Annotated in this window: 26 protein-coding genes and 1 other annotated feature; of the genes, 10 read left to right on the top strand and 16 right to left on the bottom strand. The window is 46.8% G+C overall.

Annotated features, from left to right (window positions below; all coding sequences use genetic code 11):
- Positions 1–15 precede the first annotated feature (15 nt).
- The gene (locus F8561_RS20530) at positions 16–840 is read right to left on the bottom strand and encodes an SDR family oxidoreductase (RefSeq protein WP_014170788.1); all 825 of its coding nucleotides are present in this window, start codon (positions 838–840) and stop codon (positions 16–18) included.
- A 174-nt stretch (positions 841–1,014) separates the two neighbouring features.
- Here F8561_RS20530 and hisL point away from each other — a divergent pair, with 174 nt between their 5' ends.
- The 9 genes from hisL (at position 1,015) to hisIE (ending at position 8,231) form a co-directional block, all read left to right on the top strand.
- Positions 1,015–1,065 carry a his operon leader peptide gene (gene hisL / locus F8561_RS20525; RefSeq protein WP_001364200.1) on the top strand — a complete coding sequence of 17 codons (51 nt, stop codon included), beginning with the start codon at positions 1,015–1,017 and terminating at the stop codon, positions 1,063–1,065.
- Positions 1,041–1,164 (top strand) — a sequence feature (His leader region). (Overlaps the previous gene by 25 nt.)
- Before the next feature lie 45 nt (positions 1,165–1,209).
- Positions 1,210–2,109 carry an ATP phosphoribosyltransferase gene (hisG, locus tag F8561_RS20520; RefSeq protein ID WP_000886595.1) on the top strand — a complete coding sequence of 300 codons (900 nt, stop codon included), beginning with the start codon at positions 1,210–1,212 and terminating at the stop codon, positions 2,107–2,109.
- Positions 2,110–2,114: 5 nt separating this feature from the next.
- A complete protein-coding gene (gene hisD / locus F8561_RS20515) occupies positions 2,115–3,419 on the top strand; it encodes a histidinol dehydrogenase (RefSeq protein WP_079232036.1) in 1,305 nt (434 codons plus the stop codon).
- Complete coding sequence (gene hisC / locus F8561_RS20510; RefSeq protein ID WP_151887846.1) at positions 3,416–4,477, top strand: histidinol-phosphate transaminase; 1,062 nt, start codon at positions 3,416–3,418, stop codon at positions 4,475–4,477. The genes hisD and hisC overlap by 4 nt, the downstream gene beginning before the upstream one ends.
- On the top strand, positions 4,474–5,541 hold the full coding sequence (gene hisB / locus F8561_RS20505) for a bifunctional histidinol-phosphatase/imidazoleglycerol-phosphate dehydratase HisB (protein ID WP_040017933.1): 1,068 nt from the start codon (positions 4,474–4,476) through the stop codon (positions 5,539–5,541). The genes hisC and hisB overlap by 4 nt, the downstream gene beginning before the upstream one ends.
- Positions 5,541–6,131 carry an imidazole glycerol phosphate synthase subunit HisH gene (hisH, locus tag F8561_RS20500; protein WP_151887845.1) on the top strand — a complete coding sequence of 197 codons (591 nt, stop codon included), beginning with the start codon at positions 5,541–5,543 and terminating at the stop codon, positions 6,129–6,131. The genes hisB and hisH overlap by 1 nt, the downstream gene beginning before the upstream one ends.
- A complete protein-coding gene (hisA, locus tag F8561_RS20495; protein ID WP_151887844.1) occupies positions 6,131–6,868 on the top strand; it encodes a 1-(5-phosphoribosyl)-5-[(5-phosphoribosylamino)methylideneamino]imidazole-4-carboxamide isomerase in 738 nt (245 codons plus the stop codon). Before hisH ends, hisA begins: the two co-directional genes overlap by 1 nt.
- Complete coding sequence (hisF, locus tag F8561_RS20490) at positions 6,850–7,626, top strand: imidazole glycerol phosphate synthase subunit HisF (RefSeq protein ID WP_032680652.1); 777 nt, start codon at positions 6,850–6,852, stop codon at positions 7,624–7,626. Before hisA ends, hisF begins: the two co-directional genes overlap by 19 nt.
- Complete coding sequence (hisIE, locus tag F8561_RS20485; protein ID WP_044859102.1) at positions 7,620–8,231, top strand: bifunctional phosphoribosyl-AMP cyclohydrolase/phosphoribosyl-ATP diphosphatase HisIE; 612 nt, start codon at positions 7,620–7,622, stop codon at positions 8,229–8,231. Before hisF ends, hisIE begins: the two co-directional genes overlap by 7 nt.
- A gap of 41 nt (positions 8,232–8,272) precedes the next feature.
- On the opposite strand, the gene wzzB is transcribed toward hisIE, so the two are convergent.
- Positions 8,273–9,253 (bottom strand): LPS O-antigen chain length determinant protein WzzB, encoded by a 981-nt coding sequence (gene wzzB, locus F8561_RS20480; RefSeq protein ID WP_047366473.1) that lies wholly within the window; start codon positions 9,251–9,253, stop codon positions 8,273–8,275.
- 193 nt (positions 9,254–9,446) lie between these two features.
- Between wzzB and F8561_RS20475 the strand changes: the two genes are divergently transcribed.
- A complete protein-coding gene (locus F8561_RS20475) occupies positions 9,447–10,451 on the top strand; it encodes an NAD-dependent epimerase (protein ID WP_149376692.1) in 1,005 nt (334 codons plus the stop codon).
- Positions 10,452–10,505: 54 nt separating this feature from the next.
- Here F8561_RS20475 and ugd read toward each other — a convergent pair whose 3' ends face one another.
- From ugd to wcaM, 14 genes are all read right to left on the bottom strand, one after another.
- A complete protein-coding gene (gene ugd, locus F8561_RS20470; RefSeq protein ID WP_041162985.1) occupies positions 10,506–11,672 on the bottom strand; it encodes a UDP-glucose 6-dehydrogenase in 1,167 nt (388 codons plus the stop codon).
- A gap of 253 nt (positions 11,673–11,925) precedes the next feature.
- A complete protein-coding gene (gene gndA / locus F8561_RS20465) occupies positions 11,926–13,332 on the bottom strand; it encodes an NADP-dependent phosphogluconate dehydrogenase (RefSeq protein WP_047366475.1) in 1,407 nt (468 codons plus the stop codon).
- 190 nt (positions 13,333–13,522) lie between these two features.
- The gene (locus F8561_RS20460) at positions 13,523–14,290 is read right to left on the bottom strand and encodes a glycosyltransferase family 2 protein (protein WP_149376691.1); all 768 of its coding nucleotides are present in this window, start codon (positions 14,288–14,290) and stop codon (positions 13,523–13,525) included.
- On the bottom strand, positions 14,290–15,432 hold the full coding sequence (locus F8561_RS20455; protein ID WP_151887843.1) for a hypothetical protein: 1,143 nt from the start codon (positions 15,430–15,432) through the stop codon (positions 14,290–14,292). The genes F8561_RS20460 and F8561_RS20455 overlap by 1 nt, the downstream gene beginning before the upstream one ends.
- Before the next feature lie 12 nt (positions 15,433–15,444).
- The gene (locus tag F8561_RS20450; protein ID WP_151887842.1) at positions 15,445–16,518 is read right to left on the bottom strand and encodes a glycosyltransferase family 4 protein; all 1,074 of its coding nucleotides are present in this window, start codon (positions 16,516–16,518) and stop codon (positions 15,445–15,447) included.
- Positions 16,519–16,537: 19 nt separating this feature from the next.
- The gene (locus F8561_RS20445) at positions 16,538–17,563 is read right to left on the bottom strand and encodes a glycosyltransferase (RefSeq protein WP_226778089.1); all 1,026 of its coding nucleotides are present in this window, start codon (positions 17,561–17,563) and stop codon (positions 16,538–16,540) included.
- Positions 17,532–18,755, bottom strand: a complete 1,224-nt coding sequence (locus F8561_RS24240; protein ID WP_192938273.1) for a DUF6337 family protein — start codon at positions 18,753–18,755, stop codon at positions 17,532–17,534. Before F8561_RS24240 ends, F8561_RS20445 begins: the two co-directional genes overlap by 32 nt.
- Positions 18,756–18,758: 3 nt before the next feature.
- Positions 18,759–20,000 (bottom strand): flippase, encoded by a 1,242-nt coding sequence (locus F8561_RS20440; protein ID WP_047366477.1) that lies wholly within the window; start codon positions 19,998–20,000, stop codon positions 18,759–18,761.
- Between the two features lie 14 nt (positions 20,001–20,014).
- Positions 20,015–20,551 (bottom strand): dTDP-4-dehydrorhamnose 3,5-epimerase, encoded by a 537-nt coding sequence (gene rfbC / locus F8561_RS20435; protein ID WP_151887840.1) that lies wholly within the window; start codon positions 20,549–20,551, stop codon positions 20,015–20,017.
- A 3-nt stretch (positions 20,552–20,554) separates the two neighbouring features.
- Positions 20,555–21,433 (bottom strand): glucose-1-phosphate thymidylyltransferase RfbA, encoded by an 879-nt coding sequence (gene rfbA / locus F8561_RS20430; RefSeq protein WP_047955853.1) that lies wholly within the window; start codon positions 21,431–21,433, stop codon positions 20,555–20,557.
- Positions 21,434–21,484: 51 nt separating this feature from the next.
- On the bottom strand, positions 21,485–22,384 hold the full coding sequence (rfbD, locus tag F8561_RS20425) for a dTDP-4-dehydrorhamnose reductase (RefSeq protein WP_151887839.1): 900 nt from the start codon (positions 22,382–22,384) through the stop codon (positions 21,485–21,487).
- A complete protein-coding gene (rfbB, locus tag F8561_RS20420) occupies positions 22,384–23,469 on the bottom strand; it encodes a dTDP-glucose 4,6-dehydratase (protein WP_151887838.1) in 1,086 nt (361 codons plus the stop codon). The genes rfbD and rfbB overlap by 1 nt, the downstream gene beginning before the upstream one ends.
- 349 nt (positions 23,470–23,818) lie before the next feature.
- On the bottom strand, positions 23,819–24,715 hold the full coding sequence (gene galF / locus F8561_RS20415; protein WP_020883269.1) for a GalU regulator GalF: 897 nt from the start codon (positions 24,713–24,715) through the stop codon (positions 23,819–23,821).
- A gap of 177 nt (positions 24,716–24,892) precedes the next feature.
- Positions 24,893–26,284: a colanic acid biosynthesis protein WcaM gene (gene wcaM, locus F8561_RS20410; RefSeq protein WP_025203690.1), complete on the bottom strand. Its 1,392-nt coding sequence runs from the start codon at positions 26,282–26,284 to the stop codon at positions 24,893–24,895.
- Positions 26,285–26,295: the final 11 nt, after the last annotated feature.

Raw genomic sequence — 26,295 nt, 5'->3', positions numbered from 1 at the left:
TTTCCGCTGAGAAACTTATTCCATCGGCATCACCAGCGGATCGGGATATTGATACTCAAACCCCAGCTCATGACAAATGCGATTGCCATCAACAATTTTGCCTTTACTTTCGTCCTTTGCTTCACCAAAAACAGGCGGAACCAGACCCAGCTGGCGTGCCATCAGCGGGTAAAACGTGCTACGCGCTGGATGAGAAGGCGCACATATATTATAGATGTGCCCACCTTTTGGAGCCTGTAAGAGTAGTTCTATTGCGGCAATTACGTCATCAAGATGCACAAGATTGACGCCATGTTGTCCGTCTGGCGCGGATTTTCCCGCGAAGAAGCGCCCTGGATGTCGTCCGGGGCCAACCAGACCTGCCAGCCGTACGATATCGACCTGGGTGCCGGGAAGATGATGCAGCCAGTCTTCCAGCTCTTTCAGCACTTTACCGCTCGCGGTAACGGGATGACGCTCAGAGGTCTCTTTCACCACGCCGTCAACATCGCCGTAGACCGAGGTTGAGCTGGTAAAAATAATGCGTGGGACGTGATGCGCCAGCGCGCTGTCGACAATCTCCTGCATCGCCTGCAGATAAAATGATTCGCCCGGGCCACTGCGCCGTGCCGGTAACGTAATCACCAGCGCATCAACGTTCATCAGCGTGTCCAGATCGTCAGCATCACACACCAGTTCGGGTTCCAGACGCAGCTCGACGCCGTCAATACCGCACATGCGCGCCGCTTCTACCCCATCCGCCGTGGTTTTGCTTCCGGTCACCTGCCAGCCTTTTGCGGCCAATGACATCGCCAGCGGCATTCCCAGCCAACCTAAACCGACAATCGCGACCTTTTTCATGCGAATTCTCCTGACTTTTACTCGTCTTTCTTAAGGCTACGCCAGCCCGACAGAACACACAATTCATAGCGTCAATATGAAATGAATTAATGATCAAAAAAAGCCCTTGCAATCAGTCATACAACTGGTTTAGGTTAAAAGACATCAAATGAATAAGCATTCATCGAGAATTTTATGACACGCGTTCAATTTAAACACCACCATCATCACCATCATCCTGACTAGTCTTTCAGGCGATGTGTGCTGGAAGACGTTTGGATCTTCCAGTGGTGCATGAACGCATGAAAAAGCCCCCGGAAGATCTTCTTCCGGGGGCTTTTTTTTGGACCAAATTCAGACAGGTTAAAACAGGTTAACGAGGAAAACAGAATGTTAGATAACTCACGTTTACGCATAGCTATTCAAAAATCAGGCCGTTTGAGTGATGATTCACGCGAACTGCTCGCCCGCTGCGGGATTAAAATCAACCTGCACACCCAGCGCCTGATTGCCCTGGCTGAAAATATGCCCATCGACATTCTGCGCGTGCGTGATGACGATATTCCCGGCCTCGTGATGGATGGCGTTGTTGACCTCGGCATCATCGGTGAAAACGTGCTGGAAGAAGAGCTCCTGACCCGCCGTGCCCAGGGTGAAGATCCACGCTATTTTACCCTGCGTCGTCTGGACTTCGGCGGCTGCCGCCTGTCGCTGGCCACGCCTGTCGATGAAGCCTGGGACGGCCCGGCCGCGCTGAACGGCAAGCGTATCGCCACCTCCTACCCTCACCTGTTAAAACGTTACCTGGATCAGAAAGGCGTGCAGTTTAAATCCTGCCTGCTGAACGGCTCTGTTGAGGTGGCGCCGCGCGCGGGTCTGGCTGACGCCATCTGTGACCTCGTCTCTACGGGCGCCACGCTGGAAGCGAACGGTCTGCGCGAAGTGGAAGTGATTTACCGCTCCAAAGCGTGCCTTATCCAGCGCGACGGCGAAATGGCCGATGCGAAACAGCAGCTGATCGACAAACTGCTGACCCGTATTCAGGGCGTGATTCAGGCCCGTGAATCGAAATACATCATGATGCACGCGCCAACCGAACGTCTTGATGAGGTCATTGCCCTGCTGCCAGGCGCAGAGCGCCCGACCATCCTGCCTCTGGCCGGTGACCAGCAGCGCGTCGCCATGCACATGGTCAGTAGCGAAACCCTGTTCTGGGAGACCATGGAAAAACTGAAGGCGCTGGGCGCAAGCTCAATTCTGGTGCTGCCAATTGAGAAGATGATGGAGTGATGGCCATGAGCTTTAACACAATCATCAACTGGAACGATTGTTCGCAAGAACAACAGCGCGCGCTGCTGATGCGTCCGGCGATTTCTGCCTCAGAAAGCATTACCCGCACCGTGGCCGAGATCCTTGATAACGTCAAAGCCCGTGGCGACGATGCGCTGCGGGAATACAGCGCAAAGTTTGATAAAACCGAGGTTGGCGCTTTAAAGGTAACCGAACAGGAAATCACGGACGCGGAAAGCCGCCTCGGTGACGAGATCAAACAGGCGATGGCCGTCGCAGTGAAAAACATTGATACCTTCCACACCGCGCAGATATTGCAGGCGGTCGATGTGGAAACCGTGCCCGGCGTACGCTGCCAGCAGGTCACGCGTCCGGTTGCGTCGGTGGGGCTTTACATCCCCGGCGGTTCCGCCCCGCTGTTCTCTACCGTATTAATGCTGGCAACCCCGGCACGCATCGCCGGTTGTCAGAAAGTTGTACTGTGCTCGCCGCCTCCGATTGCCGATGAAATTCTCTATGCGGCAAAACTGTGTGGCGTACAGGCGGTGTATAAAGTGGGTGGTGCACAGGCAATTTCCGCGCTGGCGTTTGGTACCGAATCCATTCCTAAAGTGGACAAAATTTTTGGCCCGGGCAACGCGTATGTGACCGAAGCAAAGCGTCAGGTCAGCCAGCGCCTGGACGGTGCCGCAATTGATATGCCTGCCGGTCCTTCTGAGGTGCTGGTGATTGCCGACAGCGGTGCAACGCCGGACTTCGTCGCCTCCGATCTGTTATCCCAGGCAGAACATGGCCCGGACTCACAGGTTATTTTGCTGACGCCGGATGCGGATATGGCAAAACGCGTGGGTGAAGCCGTTGAACGTCAGCTTGCCGACCTGCCGCGCGCCGACACGGCACGCCAGGCACTCTCAGCAAGCCGCCTGATTGTGGCGCGCGATCTGGCGCAGTGCATTGCCATCTCCAACCAGTACGGCCCGGAACACCTGATTATCCAGACCCGCAATGCGCGCGATCTGGTTGACAGCATTACCAGCGCAGGTTCGGTCTTCCTTGGCGACTGGTCACCGGAATCCGCCGGCGATTACGCTTCCGGCACCAACCACGTTTTGCCAACCTACGGCTATACATCAACCTGTTCGAGCCTCGGGCTGGCGGATTTCCAGAAACGCATGACCGTACAGGAGCTGTCCCGCGAGGGGTTTGCCTCTCTGGCCTCCACCATTGAGACCCTGGCCGCCGCCGAACGTCTGACCGCCCACAAAAACGCCGTTACGCTGCGCGTTGCAGCCCTGAAGGAGCAAGCATGAGCATTGAAGAATTAGCCCGCGAAAATGTCCGTCGCCTGACGCCTTATCAGTCTGCTCGTCGTCTGGGTGGCAACGGTGATGTCTGGCTGAACGCTAACGAATACCCGACGGCCGTACAGTTCGAGCTATCGCAGCAAACGCTGAACCGCTATCCGGAATGCCAGCCGAAAGCGGTTATCGAAAATTACGCCCGGTACGCAGGCGTAAAGCCTGAGCAGGTGCTGGTCAGCCGGGGTGCAGATGAAGGCATTGAACTGCTGATCCGAGCCTTCTGCGAACCGGGTAAAGACGCGGTGATGTACTGCCAGCCAACCTACGGAATGTACAGCGTCAGCGCAGAAACTTTTGGCGTGGCGTGCCGTAACGTGCTTTCGCTGGAAGACTGGCAGCTCGATCTGCAGGGGATTGCCGACAATCTTGACGGCGTGAAAGTGGTGTTCGTCTGCAGTCCAAATAACCCGACCGGGCAGATTATCAACCCGCAGGACATTCGAACCCTGCTGGAGATGACGCGCGGTAAAGCGCTGGTGGTGGCTGACGAAGCCTATATTGAGTTCTGCCCGCAGGCGACGCTGACAGGCTGGCTCGAGGAGTACCCGCACCTGGTTGTACTGCGTACGCTGTCAAAAGCTTTCGCTCTCGCTGGCCTGCGCTGCGGCTTTACGCTGGCCAATAAAGAAGTCATCGACCTGCTGATGAAAGTGATTGCGCCATATCCACTCTCTACGCCGGTTGCCGACATTGCGGCGCAGGCTTTGGCCCCTCAGGGGATCAAGGCGATGCGCGAACGCGTGGCACAAATCCTTGAAGAACGGCAGTATCTGGTCACTACCCTGAAAGATATTCCCTGCGTGGAGCAGGTATTCGACTCTGAAACCAACTACATCCTGGTACGCTTTACCGCGTCGAGTGCCGTATTTAAATCTTTATGGGATCAGGGCATTATCTTACGAGACCAAAATAAACAACCATCCTTAAGCGGCTGTTTGCGTATTACCGTAGGCACCCGTGCAGAGAGTCAGCGCGTGATTGACGCCCTGAAAGCGGAGAAAGTATGAGCCAGAAGACCCTCTTTATCGATCGTGACGGTACCCTTATTTCGGAGCCGCCAACCGATTTTCAGGTCGATCGTTTCGACAAACTGGCTTTTGAACCCGATGTAATCCCGGTGCTGCTCAAGCTGCAGAAAGCCGGCTATAAGCTGGTGATGATCACTAACCAGGACGGGCTAGGTACCGACAGTTTCCCGCAGGCGGATTTTGACGGCCCGCATAACCTGATGATGCAGGTGCTGACGTCTCAGGGCGTTGAATTTGATGAGGTGCTGATCTGCCCACACCTGCCTGCCGATGAATGTGACTGCCGCAAGCCGAAGGTAAAGCTGGTCGAACGCTACCTGACGGATGACGTGCTGGATAAAGCCAATAGCTATGTCATTGGCGATCGCATGACCGATATTACGCTGGCGGAGAACATGGGTATCTCCGGGCTGCGCTATGACCGTTCCACCCTTAACTGGGCAAAAATTGGTGAGCAGTTGACCCAGCGTGACCGCTACTCGCACGTTGAGCGCAACACCAAAGAGACGCAAATCGACGTTAAGGTCTGGTTGGATCGTGAAGGCGGCAGCAAGATCCACACCGGTGTGGGTTTCTTTGACCATATGCTGGACCAGATCGCGACCCACGGTGGTTTCCGCATGGAGATCGCCGTGAAAGGCGATTTGTATATCGACGATCACCACACCGTGGAAGATACCGGCCTGGCGCTGGGTGAAGCGCTGAAGCTGGCGCTCGGCGATAAGCGCGGTATTAACCGTTTTGGCTTCGTTTTGCCGATGGACGAATGTCTGGCGCGCTGCGCCATGGATATCTCCGGACGCCCGCACCTGGAATACAAAGCGGATTTCACCTACCAGCGCGTGGGCGATCTGAGCACCGAAATGGTGGAGCACTTCTTCCGCTCATTGTCCTACACCATGGGCCTGACGCTGCACCTGAAGACCAAGGGCAAGAACGACCACCACCGCGTGGAAAGCCTGTTCAAAGCCTTTGGCCGTACCCTTCGCCAGGCGATTCGTGTGGAAGGTGACGCCCTGCCCTCATCGAAAGGAGTGCTGTAATGAATGTGGTGATTCTGGATACCGGATGCGCCAACCTGAACTCCGTAAAATCGGCGATTGCCCGCCACGGTTATGCACCGGACGTGAGTCGCGACCCGGACGTTGTACTGCGCGCCGATAAGCTTTTTCTGCCCGGCGTAGGGACAGCGCAGGCGGCGATGGACCAGATCCACGCGCGTGAGCTGGTGAGTCTCATCAAAGCCTGTACTCAACCGGTGCTGGGAATTTGTCTCGGCATGCAGCTCTTGGGCCGACGCAGTGAAGAGAGTAACGGCGTTGATCTGCTCGGGATTATCGACGAAGACGTGCCGAAAATGACCGATCACGGTCTGCCTCTGCCGCACATGGGCTGGAACCGTGTTTATGCCAAAGCCGGTGACAGACTGTTTCGCGGCATTGAAGACGGGGCCTATTTTTACTTCGTGCACAGCTACGCCATGCCGATAAATCCGTACACCATTGCCCAGTGCAATTACGGCGAAGCATTTACCGCGGCGGTGCAGAAAGATAACTTCTTCGGCGTGCAGTTTCACCCGGAACGTTCGGGTGCCGCAGGCGCACAGTTGCTGAAAAACTTCCTGGAGATGTAATGATTATTCCCGCTTTAGATTTAATCGACGGCACGGTTGTCCGTCTCCATCAGGGCGATTACGGGCAGCAACGCGACTACGGTAACGACCCCTTGCCACGTCTGCAGGATTACGCCGCCCAGGGCGCGCAGGTGCTGCACCTGGTGGATTTGACTGGCGCAAAAGATCCGACAAAACGTCAAATCCAACTTCTTAAAAAACTGGTGGCCGGCGTGGATGTGCCCGTCCAGGTAGGCGGTGGCGTACGTACGGAAGATGACGTTGCGGCGCTGCTGGACGCTGGCGTGGCGCGTGTGGTCGTCGGCTCGACTGCCGTTAACGATCCTGAAAAGGTTAAAGCCTGGTTCCGCCGCTTTGGCGCTGACGCGCTGGTGCTGGCGCTGGATGTTCGTATCGACGAACAGGGTAACAAGCAGGTTGCAGTCAGCGGCTGGCAGGAAAATTCCGGGGTGACGCTGGAAGAGCTGGTCGAGAGGTATCTGCCCGTTGGCCTGAAGCACGTGCTGTGCACCGATATCTCCCGCGACGGCACGCTGGCAGGCTCTAACGTTTCTTTATACCAAGAAGTCTGTGCGCGTTATCCGCAGGTGGCCTTCCAGTCATCGGGGGGTATTGGTGATATCGCTGATATTGCCGCGCTGCGCGGAACGGGTGTACAGGGCGTGATTGTGGGCCGAGCCCTGCTGGAAGGTAAATTTACTGTGACGGAGGCGATTCAATGCTGGCAAAACGGATAATCCCTTGCCTGGACGTACGTGACGGCCAGGTAGTGAAAGGCGTGCAGTTCCGCAATCACGAAATCATTGGCGATATCGTCCCGCTGGCAAAACGCTACGCTGAAGAAGGCGCAGATGAACTGGTATTTTACGATATCACCGCCTCCAGCGATGGCCGCGTCGTGGATAAAAGCTGGGTGGCGCGCGTGGCAGAAGTGATTGATATTCCCTTCTGCGTGGCAGGTGGGATTAAATCTGCGGAAGACGCGGCAAAAATTCTCTCCTTTGGTGCCGATAAGATTTCCATTAACTCCCCTGCTTTGGCAGACCCGGAGCTGATTACCCGTCTGGCCGATCGCTTTGGCGTACAGTGTATTGTCGTGGGGATCGACACCTGGTATGACGCCGCAACGGGTAAATACCATGTCAACCAGTACACCGGCGATGAAAACCGGACCCGCGTCACCCAATGGGAGACGCTGGACTGGGTGCAGGAAGTCCAGAAACGTGGCGCTGGCGAAATTGTGCTGAACATGATGAACCAGGACGGCGTGCGTAACGGCTATGACCTGGAGCAGCTGAAAAAAGTCCGCGCGGTCTGCCACGTACCGCTGATTGCTTCCGGCGGTGCAGGCACCATGGAACACTTTCTGGAAGCCTTCCGCGATGCAAACGTTGACGGCGCGCTGGCGGCCTCCGTGTTCCACAAACAGATTATCAATATTGGTGAGTTAAAAACGTACCTGGCCGACCAGGGCGTGGAGATCAGGGTATGTTAACAGAGCAACAACAGGCACAGCTGGACTGGGAAAAAACTGACGGATTACTGCCGGTGGTTGTACAGCATGCCGTCTCAGGTGAAGTGCTGATGCTGGGATATATGAACCAGGACGCGCTGGCAAAAACGCTCCACAGCGGTAAGGTCACCTTTTTCTCGCGCACCAAACAGCGCCTGTGGACCAAAGGGGAAACCTCTGGCCATTTCCTGAATGTGGTCAGCATTACGCCGGACTGCGATAACGATACGCTTCTGGTACTGGCGAATCCGATCGGCCCAACCTGCCACAAGGGCACCAGCAGCTGCTTCGGCGACGCAAGCCACCAGTGGCTGTTCCTGTATCAGCTGGAACAGTTACTCGCTGAGCGTAAAACGGCGGATCCTGAAAGTTCGTATACGGCGAAACTCTACGCCAGCGGAACCAAACGTATCGCGCAAAAGGTGGGGGAAGAAGGCGTTGAGACAGCGCTGGCCGCGACCGTGCATGACCGCGAGGAGCTGACGAACGAGGCGTCGGATTTGATGTATCACCTGCTGGTACTGCTGCAGGATCAGGAGCTTGATTTAACGGCGGTGATTGAGAATTTACGTAAGAGACATAAATAAAAAAACCGGGGAATGTCCCCGGTTTTTTTATCTGATGAGAATTACGCTTTTGGTTTGTAGTTCCGCAATGCGTTGCGGCCCAGCACCACACCCGAACCGATAATCCCGCCAAGCAGGACAGCAAGGATCAGAGTGATGGCCTTTTTCGGACTGTCACGTTTGATCGGTAAATCTGGCTTCATCACATAACGGTAGACGTGGATAGTGTCAGGGTTAACGTTCAGCTTTTCGATATCCAGCAAGTTCTGCTTGGTCTGGTAGTACGCTCCTGAGAACACCAGCGGACGAGACGCTTCGTTTTCAATCATCGATTTTAACGCTTCGCTGCCCAGCAGGAACATAGTTTCCTGCGTCACGTCCTGAGTTTGCTGAATCTGTGGAGAAGTGATTTTAGCCGCTTCAGCGTTCTTCAGCGCTTCCGTAATCTGTTTAATGCGCAGATCTTTTTGCTCCTGAGAGACTTTCTCCTGGTTTTCCAGAGAGTCGTTAAGGGTTGTAATCTGTTGCTTGATGTTATCTCTGAGGTCAAGAGCCAGCTCTTTTGCTGTCTGCTCGTCGACCTGCTGGATGTATTGAGCTAATTGCTTTTGAGCAGCTTCAGCCGATTCACCTTGGTAGGTTACGGTTAATGGCAACGCCTGACCTTTAACAGTGGCATCGATGGTTAACTTCTCTGGCTCTTCTTGATTTTCAAGAGCTTGAGCTAAAGCAGAGAAAGATGAGTTGAAACGACCAATGGCTCGGCTCTGGATGTCCAGCATTGAGGGTGCAGCACCACCGTAAAGAATGTTCAACGCATTAGAATAGGTTGCAATTTGAGCGGCATCAGGCTGGGATATGATGGCAGATGAAGTCCATTTTTCTTTTGCAACAGAAATATAGACTATGGCGAGAACAATAAAAGCGGCGATAAAAGCTCCAATCACCCATTTACCACGCCACAGCTGTAGAACTAAACCAAGTAAATCAATTTGCTCCGGGTCATTGCTGCGATTGACCAGGTTATTGTTGTTTTGCGTCATACAATCCCTAACAGATGAAAAAGGGCAAAAATAAACATGTTCACATAGTGTATCTGTTGCTACGGATTTTTCTATAAGAATCCGATGAGTTAAATCGGAAAGATGGGTTATGTAACTGGCATCCGCCGCGCTATGATAGACGCAATGTGATGCGTTATGGCATCAGTAAGAACACATTTTTATGAGGGAAGGTATGAAATTTCTGGTAACGGGTGCAGCAGGCTTTATCGGCGCAAATGTCAGCAAACGACTCCTGGATGCCGGTCATCAGGTCGTCGGTATTGATAACCTGAATGACTACTATGATGTCAATCTTAAGCTGGCACGTCTGGATCTGCTGACATCTGATAATTTCGCCTTCCACAAGCTTGACCTGGCCGACCGTGAAGGCATGGCCGCACTGTTCGCCCGTGAGAAATTTGATCGCGCCATCCACCTGGCCGCTCAGGCAGGTGTACGCTACTCGCTTGAAAATCCTCATGCCTATGCAGATGCCAATCTGGTAGGGCACCTCAACGTGCTGGAAGGCTGTCGCCATCACAAGGTACAGCATCTTCTGTATGCGTCTTCCAGCTCCGTTTACGGTCTGAATCGTAAGATGCCTTTTTCGACTGACGATTCGGTCGATCACCCTGTCTCACTTTATGCCGCGACCAAAAAAGCCAATGAACTGATGTCGCATACCTATTCCCACCTGTACAACCTGCCCACGACGGGCCTGCGTTTCTTTACCGTGTACGGTCCGTGGGGTCGTCCGGATATGGCGCTGTTTAAGTTCACCAAAGCGATGATTGAAGGCAAAAGCATTGATGTCTACAACTACGGTAAGATGAAGCGTGACTTCACCTATATTGATGACATCGCCGAAGCCATTATCCGTCTGCAGGATGTTATTCCTCAGGCCGATGCAAACTGGACCGTTGAAACCGGTTCACCGGCAACCAGCTCTGCGCCTTATCGCGTCTATAACATCGGAAACAGCTCTCCGGTTGAACTGATGGATTACATTACGGCTCTTGAAGAGGCGCTCGGGAAAAAGGCAGAGAAGAATATGATGCCAATCCAGCCGGGTGACGTACTGGAAACCAGCGCAGATACTAAAGCGCTGTATGACGTTATTGGCTTCAAACCGCAGACTTCCGTTAAAGAAGGCGTGAAGAATTTCGTTGACTGGTATCGCGACTTCTACAAAGTATAAAAACATAAAAAAAACCGGCACTTGGCCGGTTTTTTATGCCCCTTAAGCAGCGACTCAGTCGCTACCAAACAGATCGCGGGTATACACTTTATCCGCCACGTCGGCCAGTTCTTCCGCCATACGGTTAGAGATAATCACATCCGCTTCCTGCTTGAACGCATCCAGGTCACGAATCACACGGGAATGGAAGAATTCATCCTCCTGCATCGCTGGCTCATAAATAATTACCTGAACGCCTTTGGCCTTAATACGCTTCATGATCCCCTGAATGGAAGAGGCGCGGAAGTTATCAGAACCGCTCTTCATGATCAGACGATAGACACCCACCACTTTTGGCTGACGCGCCAGAATGGAATCAGAAATGAAGTCTTTACGCGTGCGGTTGGCATCCACAATCGCGGAAATCAAATTGTTTGGCACAGCCTGATAGTTCGCCAGCAGCTGCTTGGTATCTTTTGGCAGGCAGTAACCACCGTAGCCAAACGACGGGTTGTTGTAATGGTTACCAATACGCGGGTCGAGGCACACGCCTTCGATGATCTGGCGGGTGTTCAGGCCCAGACTCTCTGCATAGCTGTCCAGCTCGTTGAAGTAGGCCACGCGCATTGCCAGATAGGTATTGGCGAAGAGCTTGATTGCCTCGGCTTCGGTGGAGTCAGTGAACAGGACCGGAATATCTTTCTTGATTGCTCCTTCCTGCAGCAGTGCGGCGAAGCGCTCCGCACGCTCAGAGCGCTCACCGATCACGATACGGGATGGATGCAGGTTATCGTATAACGCCCTGCCCTCGCGCAGAAACTCTGGCGAGAAGAAGACATTATCAATACCCAACTCTTCTTTAATCGATTTGGTGAAGCCTACTGGAATGGTCGATTTGATGATCATCACCGCTTTTGGGTTGATTGCGATAACATCTTTGATCACCGCTTCCACGGTTGAAGTGTTGAAGTAGTTGGTTTTAGGGTCGTAATCCGTTGGTGTGGCGATGATGACGAAATCTGCGTCGCGGTAGGCGTCTTCTTTGTCCGTCGTTGCACGGAAATTCAGCGGTTTGTTGGCGAGGTATTCCTGGATTTCTTTATCGACAATCGGGGATTGCTTTTGATTAAGCATATCCACTTTAGACTGAACGATATCCAACGCCACCACTTCATGGTTTTGTGCGATCAGAATGCCGTTTGATAGGCCTACATAGCCTGTTCCGGAGATAGTTATTTTCATTCGTTCAACTTCTTCAAGTTTAAGTTTCAGGAGGCGTAAGTACACCACCGCAATAAACAACTGTTGAGGTTTTTACCTCTTAAGTTGAGCGGCTGTCAAGGCGAATGCCTGGCTGCGAAAATGTGAAAATGCAGTGGTTTATACGGCGTTGAAAGACGCTCGCTGGACAAAGCAAGTCCAGATGGGCTTATTCGTGATAAAAAAAGCCCGGTGAGCATCACCGGGCTTAATTATCAGGCTGAGTTAAATCAGATTAATCCAGCCATTCGGTATGGAACACACCTTCTTTATCGGTACGTTTATAGGTATGCGCACCGAAGTAATCACGCTGCGCCTGAATCAGGTTCGCTGGCAGCACGGCAGCACGGTAGCTGTCATAGTACGCCACCGCAGCGGAGAAGGTCGGTACAGGGATACCGTTCTGCACAGCGTAAGCAACCACGTCACGCAGCGCCTGCTGGTATTCGTCCGCGATTTTCTTGAAGTACGGTGCCAGCAGCAGATTCGCGATACCGGCATTTTCAGCGTACGCATCAGTAATTTTCTGCAGGAACTGAGCGCGAATAATGCAACCCGCACGGAAGATCTTCGCGATTTCGCCGTAGTTCAGATCCCAGTTGTTTTCGTCTGAAGCGGCACGAAGCTGAGAGAAGCCCTGCGCGTAGGAGACAATTTTACCCAGGTACAGAGCACGGCGAACTTTCTCGACGAATTCAGCTTTGTCACCGGCTGGTTTAGCCTGTGGGCCAGACAGCACTTTGGATGCCGCTACACGCTGCTCTTTCAGAGAAGAGATATAACGTGCAAATACGGATTCGGTGATCAGAGACAGCGGTTCACCCAGATCCAGAGAGCTCTGGCTGGTCCATTTACCGGTACCTTTGTTCGCAGCTTCGTCCAGAATCACATCAACCAGGTATTTACCCTCTTCATCTTTCTTGGTGAAGATATCTTTGGTGATGTCAATCAGGTAGCTGTTCAGCTCACCTTTGTTCCACTCGGTGAAGGTCTCGGCGAGTTCTTCGTTAGAGAGGTTCAGGCCTCCTTTCAGCAGGGAATACGCTTCTGCAATCAGCTGCATATCGCCGTATTCGATGCCGTTATGAACCATTTTAACGTAGTGGCCAGCACCGTCAGGACCGATATAGGTAACGCACGGCTCACCATCTTCAGCAACGGCTGCAATTTTGGTCAGGATAGGCGCAACCAGTTCGTACGCTTCTTTCTGACCGCCAGGCATGATAGATGGACCTTTTAGTGCACCTTCTTCACCGCCGGATACGCCGGTACCGATAAAGTTAAAGCCTTCTTCAGAAAGTTCACGGTTACGACGAATGGTATCGTGGAAGAAGGTGTTACCGCCATCAATGATGATGTCGCCTTTGTCCAGGTAAGGTTTCAGGGAATCGATGGCTGCATCGGTACCTGCGCCCGCTTTCACCATTAACAGGATACGACGAGGCGTTTCCAGGGACTCAACAAACTCTTTAACCGTATAGAAAGGAACCAGTTTCTTACCTGGGTTCTCAGCGATGACTTCTTCGGTCTTATCACGGGAGCGGTTGAAAACGGAGACGGTATAACCACGGCTTTCGATGTTGAGCGCCAGGTTGCGCCCCATCACTGCCATACCGACAACGCCGATCTGTTGCTTGGACATTACTTACTCCTGTCAGGTGTGGTCACCGCGGCTAATGCGCGGCTTGATATGTTTAGTTGATATTAACCTAAAGTGTTCTTATTTTGGTAGTTACAAATTTATCATTTTGGGCTGAATTAAGGACAAATCTTGGCCACAATGCATAGTGATTTTTAGTAACAAGCCGTAAGCTAAAAAAGCTGAGAAAAGATTATTTGCGGAATACAGCACGCCAAGCATAAAAGCTAAAACAATAAGCACTGTGTACCAAGGACAACTTTTCAATTTTTCTGTATATACTCCATTGCCTTTGACTTTTTTTAATCTTATTGCGTGATATTGAGTTTGGCAAAATACGATAGCGAGTTAATATTTCATTTAGCAAGTAAGCTTTTTTGCCAGACTTCAATAACTTTAACCAAAGTGCATAATCTTGGCCAGTTCTAATTAATGGCATAAAGAAATCTGAAAAAGCTGCTCTTTTGAACATTACTGTCGAACATCCCAAAGTAGCCTTTTTTTTAAGCATATCGGAATAATCAACGCTAAAGTTGTCGCCTTGTAAATCCACCACCTTACCCAAAGGATTTCCATGAGCATCGACAAGGTCATATGCAGTGAATGTAAAATCTAAATCATTGGCAAACATAAAATTAAGTTGTTTTTCAAGTTTTGAAGTAAACCATAGGTCATCACTATCAATGAAAGATATATAATCCCCTGATGCGTTTGCCAGTGAGTTATTTCTTGTAACAGCTGCACCTGAGTTCACTGCATTTTTAAACAACTTAACCCTTGAGTCTTTTTCGCATATGGCATTCATGATACTGATTGTATTATCGCTTGAACAATCATCTGTAACAAGCCATTCCCAATTATGATGGGTTTGTTCCGAAATAGAATTATAAGTTTGTAATATTGTCGAGGCTGAGTTAAAGGTTGGAGTGATAATACTTATTTTAATATCATTAGTATTCATTAAAGTTCATGATCCTTGTGAAATAACATTTTCAACTTGTTTTCCATGCAATCGCTTAGATCACCTGAAAGCTCATGAGCTCCTATTGAATAATTCACTATTTCTTCAACGCTATTATAATATATATTTTGATCTGTCATATTGTTAGAGGTAATTTCCATTAATGATGAAAACCTACCAGCTTGTATAAAAATTGGTAAATTTTGAAGCAACGCCAAGGCATATCTTGTTGGATAGGTCAAATGCTCTCTAAGTTTCGACATAGGACCATATGCTACTAACACACCATCAAATTCCGAACAGAAATTAGATAATTTTCCTTCAATGATTTCTTCGAAGCTAAAAGGTTCAAACGTTTTGACGTTCGGATGTTCAATATTTGAATTGCGACTATTTTGTATATATACTTCAATGCCACAGTTTGCCAACTGCAAAACGTCAGAAGTTATATTATTGATAGATGATGCACCATCTAATGTACCAAGAAATATAATTTTTCTTGGATTAGTATTTTCTTTATATTCTTTTTTATTATAATAAGATGACTTAGGAAAAGAACAAATAAACCTTTGTATAATTCTCTCCTTAACAGACAATTCATTTACTAAAAATCGATCCATTATTTTTGAATGAGATAAGACTCTGTCAAAGGAATTGAAATAAAGCGAATCAAACCATAAAAGAAACTTAGGTGTTTTTTTCATGGCGTAATCTCTAATAGGATAAGTTGCCACATCTAAAATAAACTCTGGCAACTTATTTTTTTTATTGTATATTTTCTTTATATTGTAAAACTCTTTTCTTATAGATGTACCCCAGAAAAAGATAAAATGATCCAAATCTTTTCCTTCTAAAAAGGTTTCAATTCTTTTGTTTGAGGTAAATAAAGCATTAAAGAAAAGATAAAGTTCGTAAAAGTAACAAAAAAACTTATTGTCTTTTAGTTTTGATTTAGAATGCATACTTAATTTCGAACTTTCAGCTTTTTTCAGATTTAATACATCACAATTTTTATAATTATCATAATTAATTTTATTGGATGTATTTATAATTACAACATTAAAACCACTTGAAATAAGAGAGCAAATATAGCTATGTGTGAAAATACTGCTAAGTGAACCAACAATGCAAATATTTTTCATTTTAAAACCTAATTAGAGAGCTACATTGGAATAAATATCTACCATTTTACGAACACAAAAGTCCCATTCATATTTTGTTAATACATTTTCACGCCCAGCTTCCCCCATTTCGTGACGTAAAGCAGGGTTGATGAGTAATTTTTCAATTGCTTCACATAACAATTCAACATTATCAGGCTCAACAACGATTCCAGTTACCTCATTGATTACCACTTCTGGTAACCCACCGACGTTGGTCACGATTACAGGTAAATTACATGCTGATGCTTCAACGATTGCTACCCCAAAACTTTCGCTATCTAACGTACTTGGCGCCACATAAATATCAAAAGTATTTAACAAGGCTGGTACTTCGTTATTTTCAACCCATCCCAAGAACTGAACATTATCAGCAACTCCAAGCTCTGTCGTTAAAGCTTGCAAATTCTCAAGAAGATAGCCTTTACCTGCAATTTTTAATTCAATATTGTTATGCCCTTTATGGACCAGAATACTAAAGGCTCGAATTAGATTATCAATGCCATATTTAGGTCTTAAAGTCTTAACTGTTCCAATTGTAAGAGTATCAGTTTTGGATATTTGCTCATTTTTCCTAAACTTTGATACATCAACTCCAAAAGGTGTAATTTCTATCGATATATTTGGGCTAATATTAAAGTTATCTTTAACAAAACGCCCCATCACTTCACTAGTCGAACAAATTACGTTAGCTCTATTGAGATTATAATTAACTAATTTATAATGCAATTTTGATTTAAAAGGGAAATCATAGACATCAGAGCCCCACACTGAAAGAATAAAGTTCTTTAAGCCTGAAATAGCTGCTAATGTTCCATAACCAGAGGCATAATGCACGTTGATAACATCCGGATTGATATTTTTTATAGTTTTAATAAGTGCCCATCTGTTGAATATATACCCCTTTAACCCTGAATATGGTAATTTGTGAAAGACCACATTCTGGTTATAGCCGTCCATTGGTTCTTGCTGTGATACCAAGTGAACGTCTATACCTTTTTCAGCGAGACCATTACACCATTTTCTGGTATGGATGCAGCAAGCTGAAGATAGTAATAATGCTTTCATATTGATTGCCTACAATTATTCAAAAACCGTTTTTAAGAATTTGTTCAAATTTATTTTTGCCAACACTATTACATTTCAATGCATCTATAAAAATAGAGTATACAAAGGAAATGAATTCAGAGAACGATACCTTGTTCAATCTTATAATGTTCACCATGATTTTTAACATAGATGGAATCATCCATATCCACCATTTTAACCCTAAAAATGTTTTCATATTAACGAGACGGTTTAAATAGTGTATATATGCTTTGCGAAGAATTTTGACACGATCCCCTTTAATACTGGCACCTACTTTATGATATATCAGAGAATTTAGATCGCATTTAATAACTTTGTTCATCTTTAGTAATCGTAGTGACAATTCGATATCTTCTTCACCGAAGAAAAATCTTTCTGTAAACATGCCGATATCAATAAATTCTTTTGTTCTAAACAGAATGCAACATCCAGTTGCAAAACTAATTTCAAATAAATTTTCTTTATTTTTTATTTCTTGGGAGATTGAGTTTGCGTAATAGTACTTTCTATTACCATACTTAGATATTGTGCCGCCGCAATTCCATATGATATCTTTATTATAAAAATATCTTATTTGAGGAATCACTGTTAACAATATTGCATCTTTCTCTAGATCATTAATGAGTATATTCAAGAAGTCAGGCTCGACTTCTGTATCGTTATTTAAAAAAAGAACATATTTATATTTGAATAGGGCAGCCAAATACGCACCTGCATTGCAGCTTTTTGAAAAACCATAGTTAGTTTCAGCGCAAATTAGATAAATAACTTTATCATCTTTTTGGAATTTTTTTATGGACGTGAAAACAACATCATTTTCCATTGTCATGGCTGGAATTTCAGCACATAAATCATAATTTTCAAAATAATTCGAAAGGACATTAAACTGTTCTGGAGTAGAATCATTATCAATAACTACCAAATCAGTTGTTGTTCCTTCCAGGTTATTCATACTTTCAATACATGCTATAGTATCACTTGAACCATTCCAATTAAGAATAATTGTTGCGCAATTGTTTTCCACTTTTAGATCCTGAAAAGAGAACTGATAAAATAAATACGTATATTGGCGCTTCATAGGAGGCCAAATGGAAATAGTAATATTCAAACCATGAAAACATACCGAAACTTGTTATAAGCCAAAAAACATTGCACAGTATATAATTGCTACGATTTAAATATAAAAAAGCCTGCAAAAAAACTATAATCCCATAAAAGAAGAAGGATAAATAATTCAAATATATCCATAGGGTGCCAAACATTGTAAAAACATTGGATCCATTTGTAATATCATAATTTATGACAAAGTTTAATGGATTTATCGCTGACTCCATTGGATCGCCCGCGATGAAATTAATGATATTAACTAACGGGAGAATCAGAACATACCAATGAGAAGTATCAGTGCTAACATTCGAATTGAGATACTCAGAAAATGCCCCAACACCGCTAAAAAGGTAGAATAGGAAATGCTGATATATTTGACCAAGCAACTCTATACTGTTTGCATCAGGGTTAACAATTGTAGTTTTGAAAAAATACACAAGAAAGAAAAAAGTAAATAATAAGAATGAAGCGAGTGAAGCGTAAAATATAAACTTCTTCTTATTTACATTATTATAATAGAGATAAGTCAAGAATAAGAATACTGTAGGAATCATTATCCAAGATTTAACTTGCTTAAGAAACAAACAAGAGAAGACTAAAATCAAACAAAACATGAATGTCCATTTATTAATTTTTTTATTTGCATATGATAAATAAATAAACGGAGGTGTGATCATCAAAAACACTAGGGCATGCCCTACAAAACCTGAGGCCATTTTGGCCTCGAACTCTTCACTAATTATTCCATACTGTTTTGAATATAATGATGCAAAAAACAATATCGCCGAACTCAGAATGATCACAAAAAAACTAAAAATACCCGGCACAACTGGTGCTGAACGTTGAGGTAAAGAGTTGTTATAAATATTTCTCAAGCCAAAAACAGTAAATATTTCAATAAGCGAACCGAAAATCACAAAAATTGATAAGTATAAATAAACGTCGCCATTCAGTTCTTTAAATTTGAATGACGAACCAAATAGTTGATACAAAGAAATTATAATGAATATAGGAATATTTATAAGCGTATTGTATGTTAATCTTTTCCAAAAACGATACGTTATAGACGTAGAAAGAATAAAAGCCAAAGTATAAATGAAAAAAAACATGATTTACCTTACTTTGTTATTTAGCCATACTAATAACAAACAGTCAATGGTAGTTCTTATGGACCATGCTAATGCAGCGCCTATAATCCCATAGAAGTTGACGAGCATGAATAGAAGAGCAAAGTATGGCACAACTTCAGATAGGTGTAGAAATGCCGTAGTCTTAGATTTTCCTGCCGCTTGTATATCCGCAAATGGTATCTGCGCTATGCAGTTAAAAAAATAACCGACAATAAGAATTTTCAAAATCAATGATGGTGTACCAGAGAATTCAGAACCCATCCAAGTAACCATTATTTGTTCAGAAAAAATAAAACCCACCAAACAAAGAGGAAAGATAGCAGCAGCCATCAACGCATACGCTAATTTTTTTTGTTTATTTTTTTCTTTTTTTTCACTCAAACTGCTTAATTTTGGGAAAACAGCTCTCGATAGAGCTCCGGGAAATATAGATAACCGTTGGACGCCCTCAGATGGTGCAGTGTAGAAGGCAACATGAGCAGCACCGAGCACATTCGATATGAAGAAACGATCTAAATAAGCCATTAAAGGGCTAATTATATTACTTACAGTAATCCAACCACCATATTTCAATAACCTTGTAGATGTGTTACGGTCTAATTTTAATCCTGATGTTATTATATGATGCTTGCATGCTACAAATGTAATTATTATCGATAACAAACGAGCACCTAGCAAACCAATTACAGCATAAATTAATGAATTATTAAAAAAAACAAAAAATGCCGGCAACCCTACAATAAATGAGCTATTAAATGTCTTAATAAAATTAATCTTCTTAAACTGTTCATAGCCCTCCAATATTCCTAACCAAACTTGATTAAGTAAGAACAATGGTAGAGTTATACCAAGTATCTCAATTGCGTTTTTTGTTTCAACACGTAAACCATCCTTGATATTAAGGAAATTTACTATATTACCTGCTCCAAAGTAGATACATCCGCCCCCCAACAAACCAAGAACAGTAAGAATCAAGGTTGAATTAGATACTATTTTTTTCACTTCTTCCAAATTATCTCTATAAAACGAGATTTCTCTGATAACAGCTCTGGTAAGTCCTGCATCGAAAATACTCGCATACCCTACCAGAGCCGTAGCCAAAGTAAAAAGTCCAAATTTCTCTGGACCTAAATGTCTAGCAAGATAACCTAAAGATGGAATAGCTATCAAAGAAGGTATGATATAACCACTAAGATTCCAAAATGTGTTTTTTATTAAACTCACAAGAATTCTCTTAATTAAAGATTAGTTATCTTTTTTGCGTTTTTATCTTTTTCTGATAAGATTGGATACTCTTCAATTGGCCAATTTATTGAAAGCGTCTCATCATTCCATAACAATCCGCGGTCACTTTCTGGATGATAATAGTTTGTTGTTTTATAAACAAACTCAGCCATATCACTGATCACTAAAAAGCCATGAGCAAACCCTTCAGGGATCCACAACTGTCGTTTATTCTCAGCAGACAGATTCACACCGACCCATTTCCCAAAAGTAGGCGAAGATTTGCGAATATCAACCGCGACATCAAATACTTCCCCTGCAACACAGCGCACCAGTTTGCCCTGTGCATAGGGTTCCAGTTGATAATGCAAACCACGCAGAACTCCTTTGCAGGATTTTGAATGATTATCCTGCACAAACTCAACTTTACGACCTACCGCCTCATCAAAAATTTTCTGACTGAAACTTTCAAAGAAAAAACCACGATCGTCACCAAATACTTTTGGTTCAAAAATTAATACATCTGGTATATCAGTTTTAATTACGTTCATGTCTTAGTAACCTTTAATCATCTTCAACAGGTATTGGCCATATGCATTTTTCTTCAACGGCTCAGCCAGCTTCTTTACCTGCTCCGCATCAATAAACCCTTTGCGATACGCAATCTCTTCCGGACAGGAGACCTTCAGGCCCTGACGCTCTTCAATTGTTGCGATGAAGTTACTTGCTTCAATTAGGCTCTGGTGCGTACCGGTATCCAACCACGCATAACCACGTCCCATCATGGCAACAGACAGACGCCCCTGCTCAAGGTAAATACGGTTGATGTCCGTAATCTCCAGTTCACCGCGATCAGAAGGTTTCAGATTTTTTGCCATTTCTACAACATCATTATCGTAGAAGTAAAGCCCTGTTACGGCATAGTTGCTCTTCGGCTCCAGTGGCTTCTCTTCCAGGCTGATAGCAGTGCCATCTTTGTCAAATTCCACCACACCATAACGCTCAGGGTCATTAACATGATAAGCAAATACCGTAGCACCTTCGCCTTTATCAACTGCGGCTTCCAGCTGTTTTGGCAGGTCATGACCATAGAAAATATTATCGCCCAGCACCAGCGCACAGCTGTCGTCACCAATGAACTCTTCGCCAATAATAAAGGCCTGTGCCAGTCCATCAGGACTTGGCTGAACTTTATACTGAAGGTTTAATCCCCACTGGCTGCCGTCGCCCAGAAGTTGTTCAAAGCGCGGAGTATCCTGCGGCGTACTGATGATGAGAATATCTTTGATCCCCGCCAGCATCAGCGTTGACAGCGGATAGTAAATCATTGGTTTGTCATAAATTGGCAGCAATTGCTTGCTCACAGCCATAGTAACTGGGTAGAGACGAGTGCCAGATCCACCAGCAAGAATAATACCTTTACGCGTAGCCATTGTAATTTCTCTATAAATGCAAATTGCCCGAAGCTAGGCAATTATTTAATATTAGATTGATTCAGCGGAAAAAAGCTCGGCGAGCATTCGCTTAACGCCAACATCCCATGCTGGTAAAACCAGGCCAAAGTTGCGCTGGAATTTCTCTGTATTTAAACGCGAATTCTGAGGACGACGCGCAGGCGTAGGATACGCGGTGGTAGGAACGGCATTGAGCTTTTCAATTTCCAGTTCAATCCCCGCCTTTCTGGCTTCATCGAAGACTAACGCGGCATAGTCATACCAGGTGGTCGTGTCTGATGCAACGAGATGATAGAGGCCAGCCACTTCAGGTTTTACCATGGCCACACGGATAGCATGCGCGGTACAGTCAGCCAGTAACTCAGCGCCTGTTGGCGCACCAACCTGATCATTGATTACGGAGAGTTCTTTACGCGCTTTCGCCAGGCGAAGCATTGTTTTTGCAAAGTTATTGCCTTTGCCGGCGTAAACCCAACTTGTGCGGAAAATCAGGTGTTTAGCGCAATGTGCCTGGAGCGCTTTTTCACCGTCGAGCTTGGTCTGTCCATACACATTAAGAGGTGCGGTCGCATCCGTTTCGCGCCATGGCGTTTCGCCATCGCCTGGAAAGACGTAATCAGTAGAATAGTGGACAACCCAGGCACCGATTTTAGCCGCTTCTTTCGCAATTGCCTCGACGCTGGTTGCATTGAGCAGCTGTGCGAATTCCTGCTCTGATTCAGCTTTATCGACTGCGGTATGCGCCGCTGCGTTGACGATGACGTCAGGCTTAATTGCACGGACGGTTTCAGCGATGCCTTCAGGGTTGCTAAAATCACCACAGTACTCTTTGGACTTCAAATCCAGTGCAATCACGTTTCCTAACGGTGCGAGTGCGCGCTGTAGCTCCCAGCCCACTTGTCCTGTCTTGCCGAACAGAAGAATGTTCATTATTGACGTTCTCCGTAATTCTGTTCGATCCAGGTCTTGTAAGCACCGCTTTTAACGTTGTTAACCCAGTCCTGGTTGCTCAGATACCATTCCACGGTCTTACGGATACCGCTTTCGAACGTCTCTTCAGGCTTCCATCCCAGCTCAACGCCAATTTTATGCGCATCAATCGCGTAGCGGCGGTCATGCCCGGGGCGGTCAGCGACGTAAGTAATTTGATCGCGATAGGAACCTTCTTTCGGCACGATTTCATCCAGCAGATCGCAAATGGTGTGGACCACGTCCAGATTTTGCTTTTCGTTATGCCCGCCGATGTTGTATGTCTCACCCGGTTTACCCTGGGTTACGACGGTGTAGAGCGCACGTGCATGATCTTCAACATACAGCCAGTCACGGATCTGGTCGCCTTTACCGTAAATAGGCAGCGCTTTACCGTCCAGAGCATTCAAAATCACCAGCGGGATCAGCTTCTCAGGAAAGTGATACGGCCCATAGTTATTGGAGCAGTTGGTCACGATTGTTGGGAAACCGTAGGTACGCAGCCATGCGCGAACCAGATGGTCGCTGGAAGCTTTTGAGGCAGAATAAGGGCTACTTGGCGCATAGGCGGTGGTTTCAGTGAACATCGGCAAATCGATTGAGGCTGGATGCTCGTCAGGGTGCGGTAAATCACCGTACACTTCGTCCGTAGATATATGATGGAAACGGAACGCTTTCTTCGCGGTATCATCCAGTGTTGACCAATACGCGCGAGCCGCCTCGAGCAAGACATAAGTGCCAACGATATTGGTTTCAATAAATGCAGCCGGACCTGTGATGGAGCGATCAACGTGGCTTTCTGCCGCCAAGTGCATTACGGCATCCGGTTTATGCTCAGCGAAGATACGGTCCATAGCAGCTTTGTCACAAATGTCCGCATGCTCAAAGACATATCGACCGCTATCGCTAACGTCAGTAAGCGACTCAAGGTTACCAGCATAGGTGAGCTTATCCACATTGACGACGTCGTCCTGGGTATTTTTGATAATATGTCGTACCACCGCTGAGCCGATAAAACCTGCTCCACCCGTCACAAGAATTTTCACGTTATCTGTTCCGTCTATTGAATATGTCGAGATATTGATGCCCTGAAACCAGCCATATAACCGTGGATTCAGAAATTTTGCACGCTACCGCCCCTGGCTTAACAGCTACCAGTGCACTGAGCGAAAGTTAGATAAAGGATTTTGGGTCTGATTACAGACAAAAACTGGCGTTAATTGTCATCCTAAATGGTCTTAGAAACAAGCACAAATCGTTACAAATCAGTCCACATTTGAATCAGATAACCCCATGTTATCATTATAATTAATAACAAAAAACGGCAGTCACCATTTTGGTTATGTTTTACATAGCCAAATGATAACTGCCGCTTATTCAAAAGACAGAGAGGAATCAGTCGTTAGCCAGCAACTTCTCAATCCGGCTTCTGAACTTCTGACCTTCCTTCAGGTTACGCAGGCCATACTTCACAAATGCCTGCATATAGCCCAGTTTCTTACCGCAGTCGTAGCTGTCACCGGTCATCAGCATCGCATCAACAGACTGCTTCTTAGCCAGTTCAGCAATCGCATCGGTCAACTGGATACGGTCCCAGGCACCCGGCTCGGTTTTTTCCAGCTCGGCCCAGATATCCGCGTTGAGAACATAACGGCCGACGGCCATCAGGTCAGAATCCAGCGTCTGCGGCTGATCCGGTTTCTCGATAAACTCAACGATGCGGCTCACCTGTCCTTCCGTCTCCAGCGCTTCTTTAGTCTGGATAACAGAGTACTCGGAGAGATCGCCTTTCATGCGCTTAGCAAGTACCTGGCTACGGCCCGTTTCGTTGAAGCGCGCCACCATTGCCGCCAGGTTGTAACGCAGCGGATCGGCAGATGCGCTGTCGATAATGATATCCGGCAGAACAACGATGAACGGGTTGTCACCCACGACCGGGCGCGCGCAAAGAATGGAGTGGCCCAGACCCAGCGGCTGCGCCTGACGCACGTTCATGATGGTTACGCCAGGAGGGCAGATAGACTGCACTTCAGCCAGCAGCTGGCGTTTTACGCGCTGCTCAAGCAACGCTTCGAGTTCGTAAGAGGTGTCGAAGTGGTTTTCTACCGCATTCTTGGAGGAGTGCGTAACCAGGACGATTTCTTTGATCCCTGCAGCAACAATTTCATCGACAATGTATTGAATCATCGGTTTGTCGACAATCGGCAGCATCTCTTTAGGAATGGCTTTTGTGGCTGGCAACATATGCATGCCCAGGCCTGCTACCGGAATGACTGCTTTCAAATTAATCATTATTTCTTCCACCTTAAAATGGTTGACGAATTATAGCTCTTTAACCTGTTTTCGCCAGCATGATTTGCCGTGATTCTTATATGATGTTAGGGGACCACATCACAAAAAACAGTAGTTGTAATCTGAATAGATCGCGTTTCTGTGCCAGGAATAGTCGCAAAAAAAGACAATTGTCGATTATCTGTGCGGGAGCGCAAAATTCAGCCGCTCCGTATTCACCACCTGCTGGTCCACGCGGTCAATATCCACGGAGCTCTGCCCTTTCTCATTCACAGCCTTGATGTTCGCCAGCGACAGTAAGGTCTCATCTTTAGCCATAAACTTGCCTCGCACATCCTTACGCAGGTCGAAATTCATCTTCAGCGCCGGGCCGACGGCGGCTTCCTGCATCACGTTGATATTACGCAAGAAGAGGTGTTGCGGTTTGTTGTGCAACTCAAGCGTAGCCCGCTGCATCTCAACGTTGGTGATGGCCACAAAGGAGGTGGCGTTGCCGGAGGAAATTTGTATTCCGCGCAGTTTGTACGCAAGTTGGCGATTATCCAGGCGAATGTCGTTCAGCTTAAAGTTCTGAGGTATCGAGAGATAGTCGCCTTTTATTACACCGTAGCCGATCAGCATGCCGGCACTATTGACCATATCGACATTATCAATAATGAAATTATCACAGCCATAAATGGCTACCGTGGCGTTGTCTATTCCCGCCTTCTTGCTGAAGTCAGGAGTGATATTCTTGGCCTTAATATTGCGAATAATAAAGTGCTTACCGTTTTCGACGTGGACTAACTGACGACAGTTGCTGCCGGTGATATTTGCCACCACGAAGTTCTTCACGGTTTGCTTTTCCGGATAATCGTTGTCGTAGGTGCTGCCGGCGAGACCAATGCCGATGCCCCAGTTGATCTTGCCGTTCGTACAGTTAATGTTGTCAATCACATGATCGGAGATCAAGATGTTACGGTCATTAATGGCGACGTTCCACTCAATCGCGTCGCCCTGGAGATGGCTGAATTTACTGTTGGTGATGCGCGCGCCATCTATCTGATTATGGAATCCCTGGCGCAGGATGGCGTAGTTCGCCTGGCTTACGCTGATGTTATCAATCAGCAGGTTGCGCATGACGCGCGGCTTTTTGCCGCCAATGTAGATCTGCGTTACCGGTCCAAAGCCGCTCATTGCCAGCCCTTTGATCACACAGTCTGAACCGCGAATGTCCAGCGTAATGTTCTCCGTGCGGCCGTCACCTTCACCAATCACTTTACTGCCTTCCTGCAGTACAAAGCGTCCGCGACCATTTCCCGTTAACGCACCGCGGATCAACAGCGTTTTACCGTCAGGAATGAAAATGCCCGTATTGATGTTTTTACAGGTGAGCCCGGCAGGGACAACAACGGTGTCGCCTTCGTTAAACGCCTGCTTAAAGGCGGCGATCCAGTCGTTGTTATTGTACTGGTTAACAGAGACCGTCTTTCCGGTTGCCGCCCGCGCAATGCGGGACGACAGCAGCGGCGTAGCCGCCAGGACGGATAAAGAAGAGACAAAGGTGCGTCGGGTAATCTTTTTCAGCATACAACCTCGGC

Source organism: Enterobacter sp. 198 (assembly GCF_009025585.1).
Classification (GTDB): domain Bacteria; phylum Pseudomonadota; class Gammaproteobacteria; order Enterobacterales; family Enterobacteriaceae; genus Enterobacter; species Enterobacter ludwigii.
This window is presented reverse-complemented; position numbering and strand designations above follow the sequence as displayed.

Coding starts and splice junctions, on each gene's coding strand:
- F8561_RS20475 (WP_149376692.1), top strand. CDS start 9,447: ATGAAATTTCTGGTAACGGGTGCAGCAGGCTTTATCGGCGCAAATGTC.
- hisG (WP_000886595.1), top strand. CDS start 1,210: ATGTTAGATAACTCACGTTTACGCATAGCTATTCAAAAATCAGGCCGT.
- hisIE (WP_044859102.1), top strand. CDS start 7,620: ATGTTAACAGAGCAACAACAGGCACAGCTGGACTGGGAAAAAACTGAC.
- F8561_RS20450 (WP_151887842.1), bottom strand. CDS start 16,518: ATGAAAGCATTATTACTATCTTCAGCTTGCTGCATCCATACCAGAAAA.
- hisD (WP_079232036.1), top strand. CDS start 2,115: ATGAGCTTTAACACAATCATCAACTGGAACGATTGTTCGCAAGAACAA.
- hisH (WP_151887845.1), top strand. CDS start 5,541: ATGAATGTGGTGATTCTGGATACCGGATGCGCCAACCTGAACTCCGTA.
- ugd (WP_041162985.1), bottom strand. CDS start 11,672: ATGAAAATAACTATCTCCGGAACAGGCTATGTAGGCCTATCAAACGGC.
- wzzB (WP_047366473.1), bottom strand. CDS start 9,253: ATGACGCAAAACAACAATAACCTGGTCAATCGCAGCAATGACCCGGAG.
- F8561_RS20530 (WP_014170788.1), bottom strand. CDS start 840: ATGAAAAAGGTCGCGATTGTCGGTTTAGGTTGGCTGGGAATGCCGCTG.
- rfbC (WP_151887840.1), bottom strand. CDS start 20,551: ATGAACGTAATTAAAACTGATATACCAGATGTATTAATTTTTGAACCA.
- rfbA (WP_047955853.1), bottom strand. CDS start 21,433: ATGGCTACGCGTAAAGGTATTATTCTTGCTGGTGGATCTGGCACTCGT.
- gndA (WP_047366475.1), bottom strand. CDS start 13,332: ATGTCCAAGCAACAGATCGGCGTTGTCGGTATGGCAGTGATGGGGCGC.
- wcaM (WP_025203690.1), bottom strand. CDS start 26,284: ATGCTGAAAAAGATTACCCGACGCACCTTTGTCTCTTCTTTATCCGTC.
- F8561_RS20460 (WP_149376691.1), bottom strand. CDS start 14,290: ATGAATACTAATGATATTAAAATAAGTATTATCACTCCAACCTTTAAC.
- hisA (WP_151887844.1), top strand. CDS start 6,131: ATGATTATTCCCGCTTTAGATTTAATCGACGGCACGGTTGTCCGTCTC.
- rfbD (WP_151887839.1), bottom strand. CDS start 22,384: ATGAACATTCTTCTGTTCGGCAAGACAGGACAAGTGGGCTGGGAGCTA.
- hisC (WP_151887846.1), top strand. CDS start 3,416: ATGAGCATTGAAGAATTAGCCCGCGAAAATGTCCGTCGCCTGACGCCT.
- hisF (WP_032680652.1), top strand. CDS start 6,850: ATGCTGGCAAAACGGATAATCCCTTGCCTGGACGTACGTGACGGCCAG.
- galF (WP_020883269.1), bottom strand. CDS start 24,715: ATGATTAATTTGAAAGCAGTCATTCCGGTAGCAGGCCTGGGCATGCAT.
- F8561_RS20455 (WP_151887843.1), bottom strand. CDS start 15,432: ATGAAAAATATTTGCATTGTTGGTTCACTTAGCAGTATTTTCACACAT.
- hisB (WP_040017933.1), top strand. CDS start 4,474: ATGAGCCAGAAGACCCTCTTTATCGATCGTGACGGTACCCTTATTTCG.
- F8561_RS24240 (WP_192938273.1), bottom strand. CDS start 18,755: ATGTTTTTTTTCATTTATACTTTGGCTTTTATTCTTTCTACGTCTATA.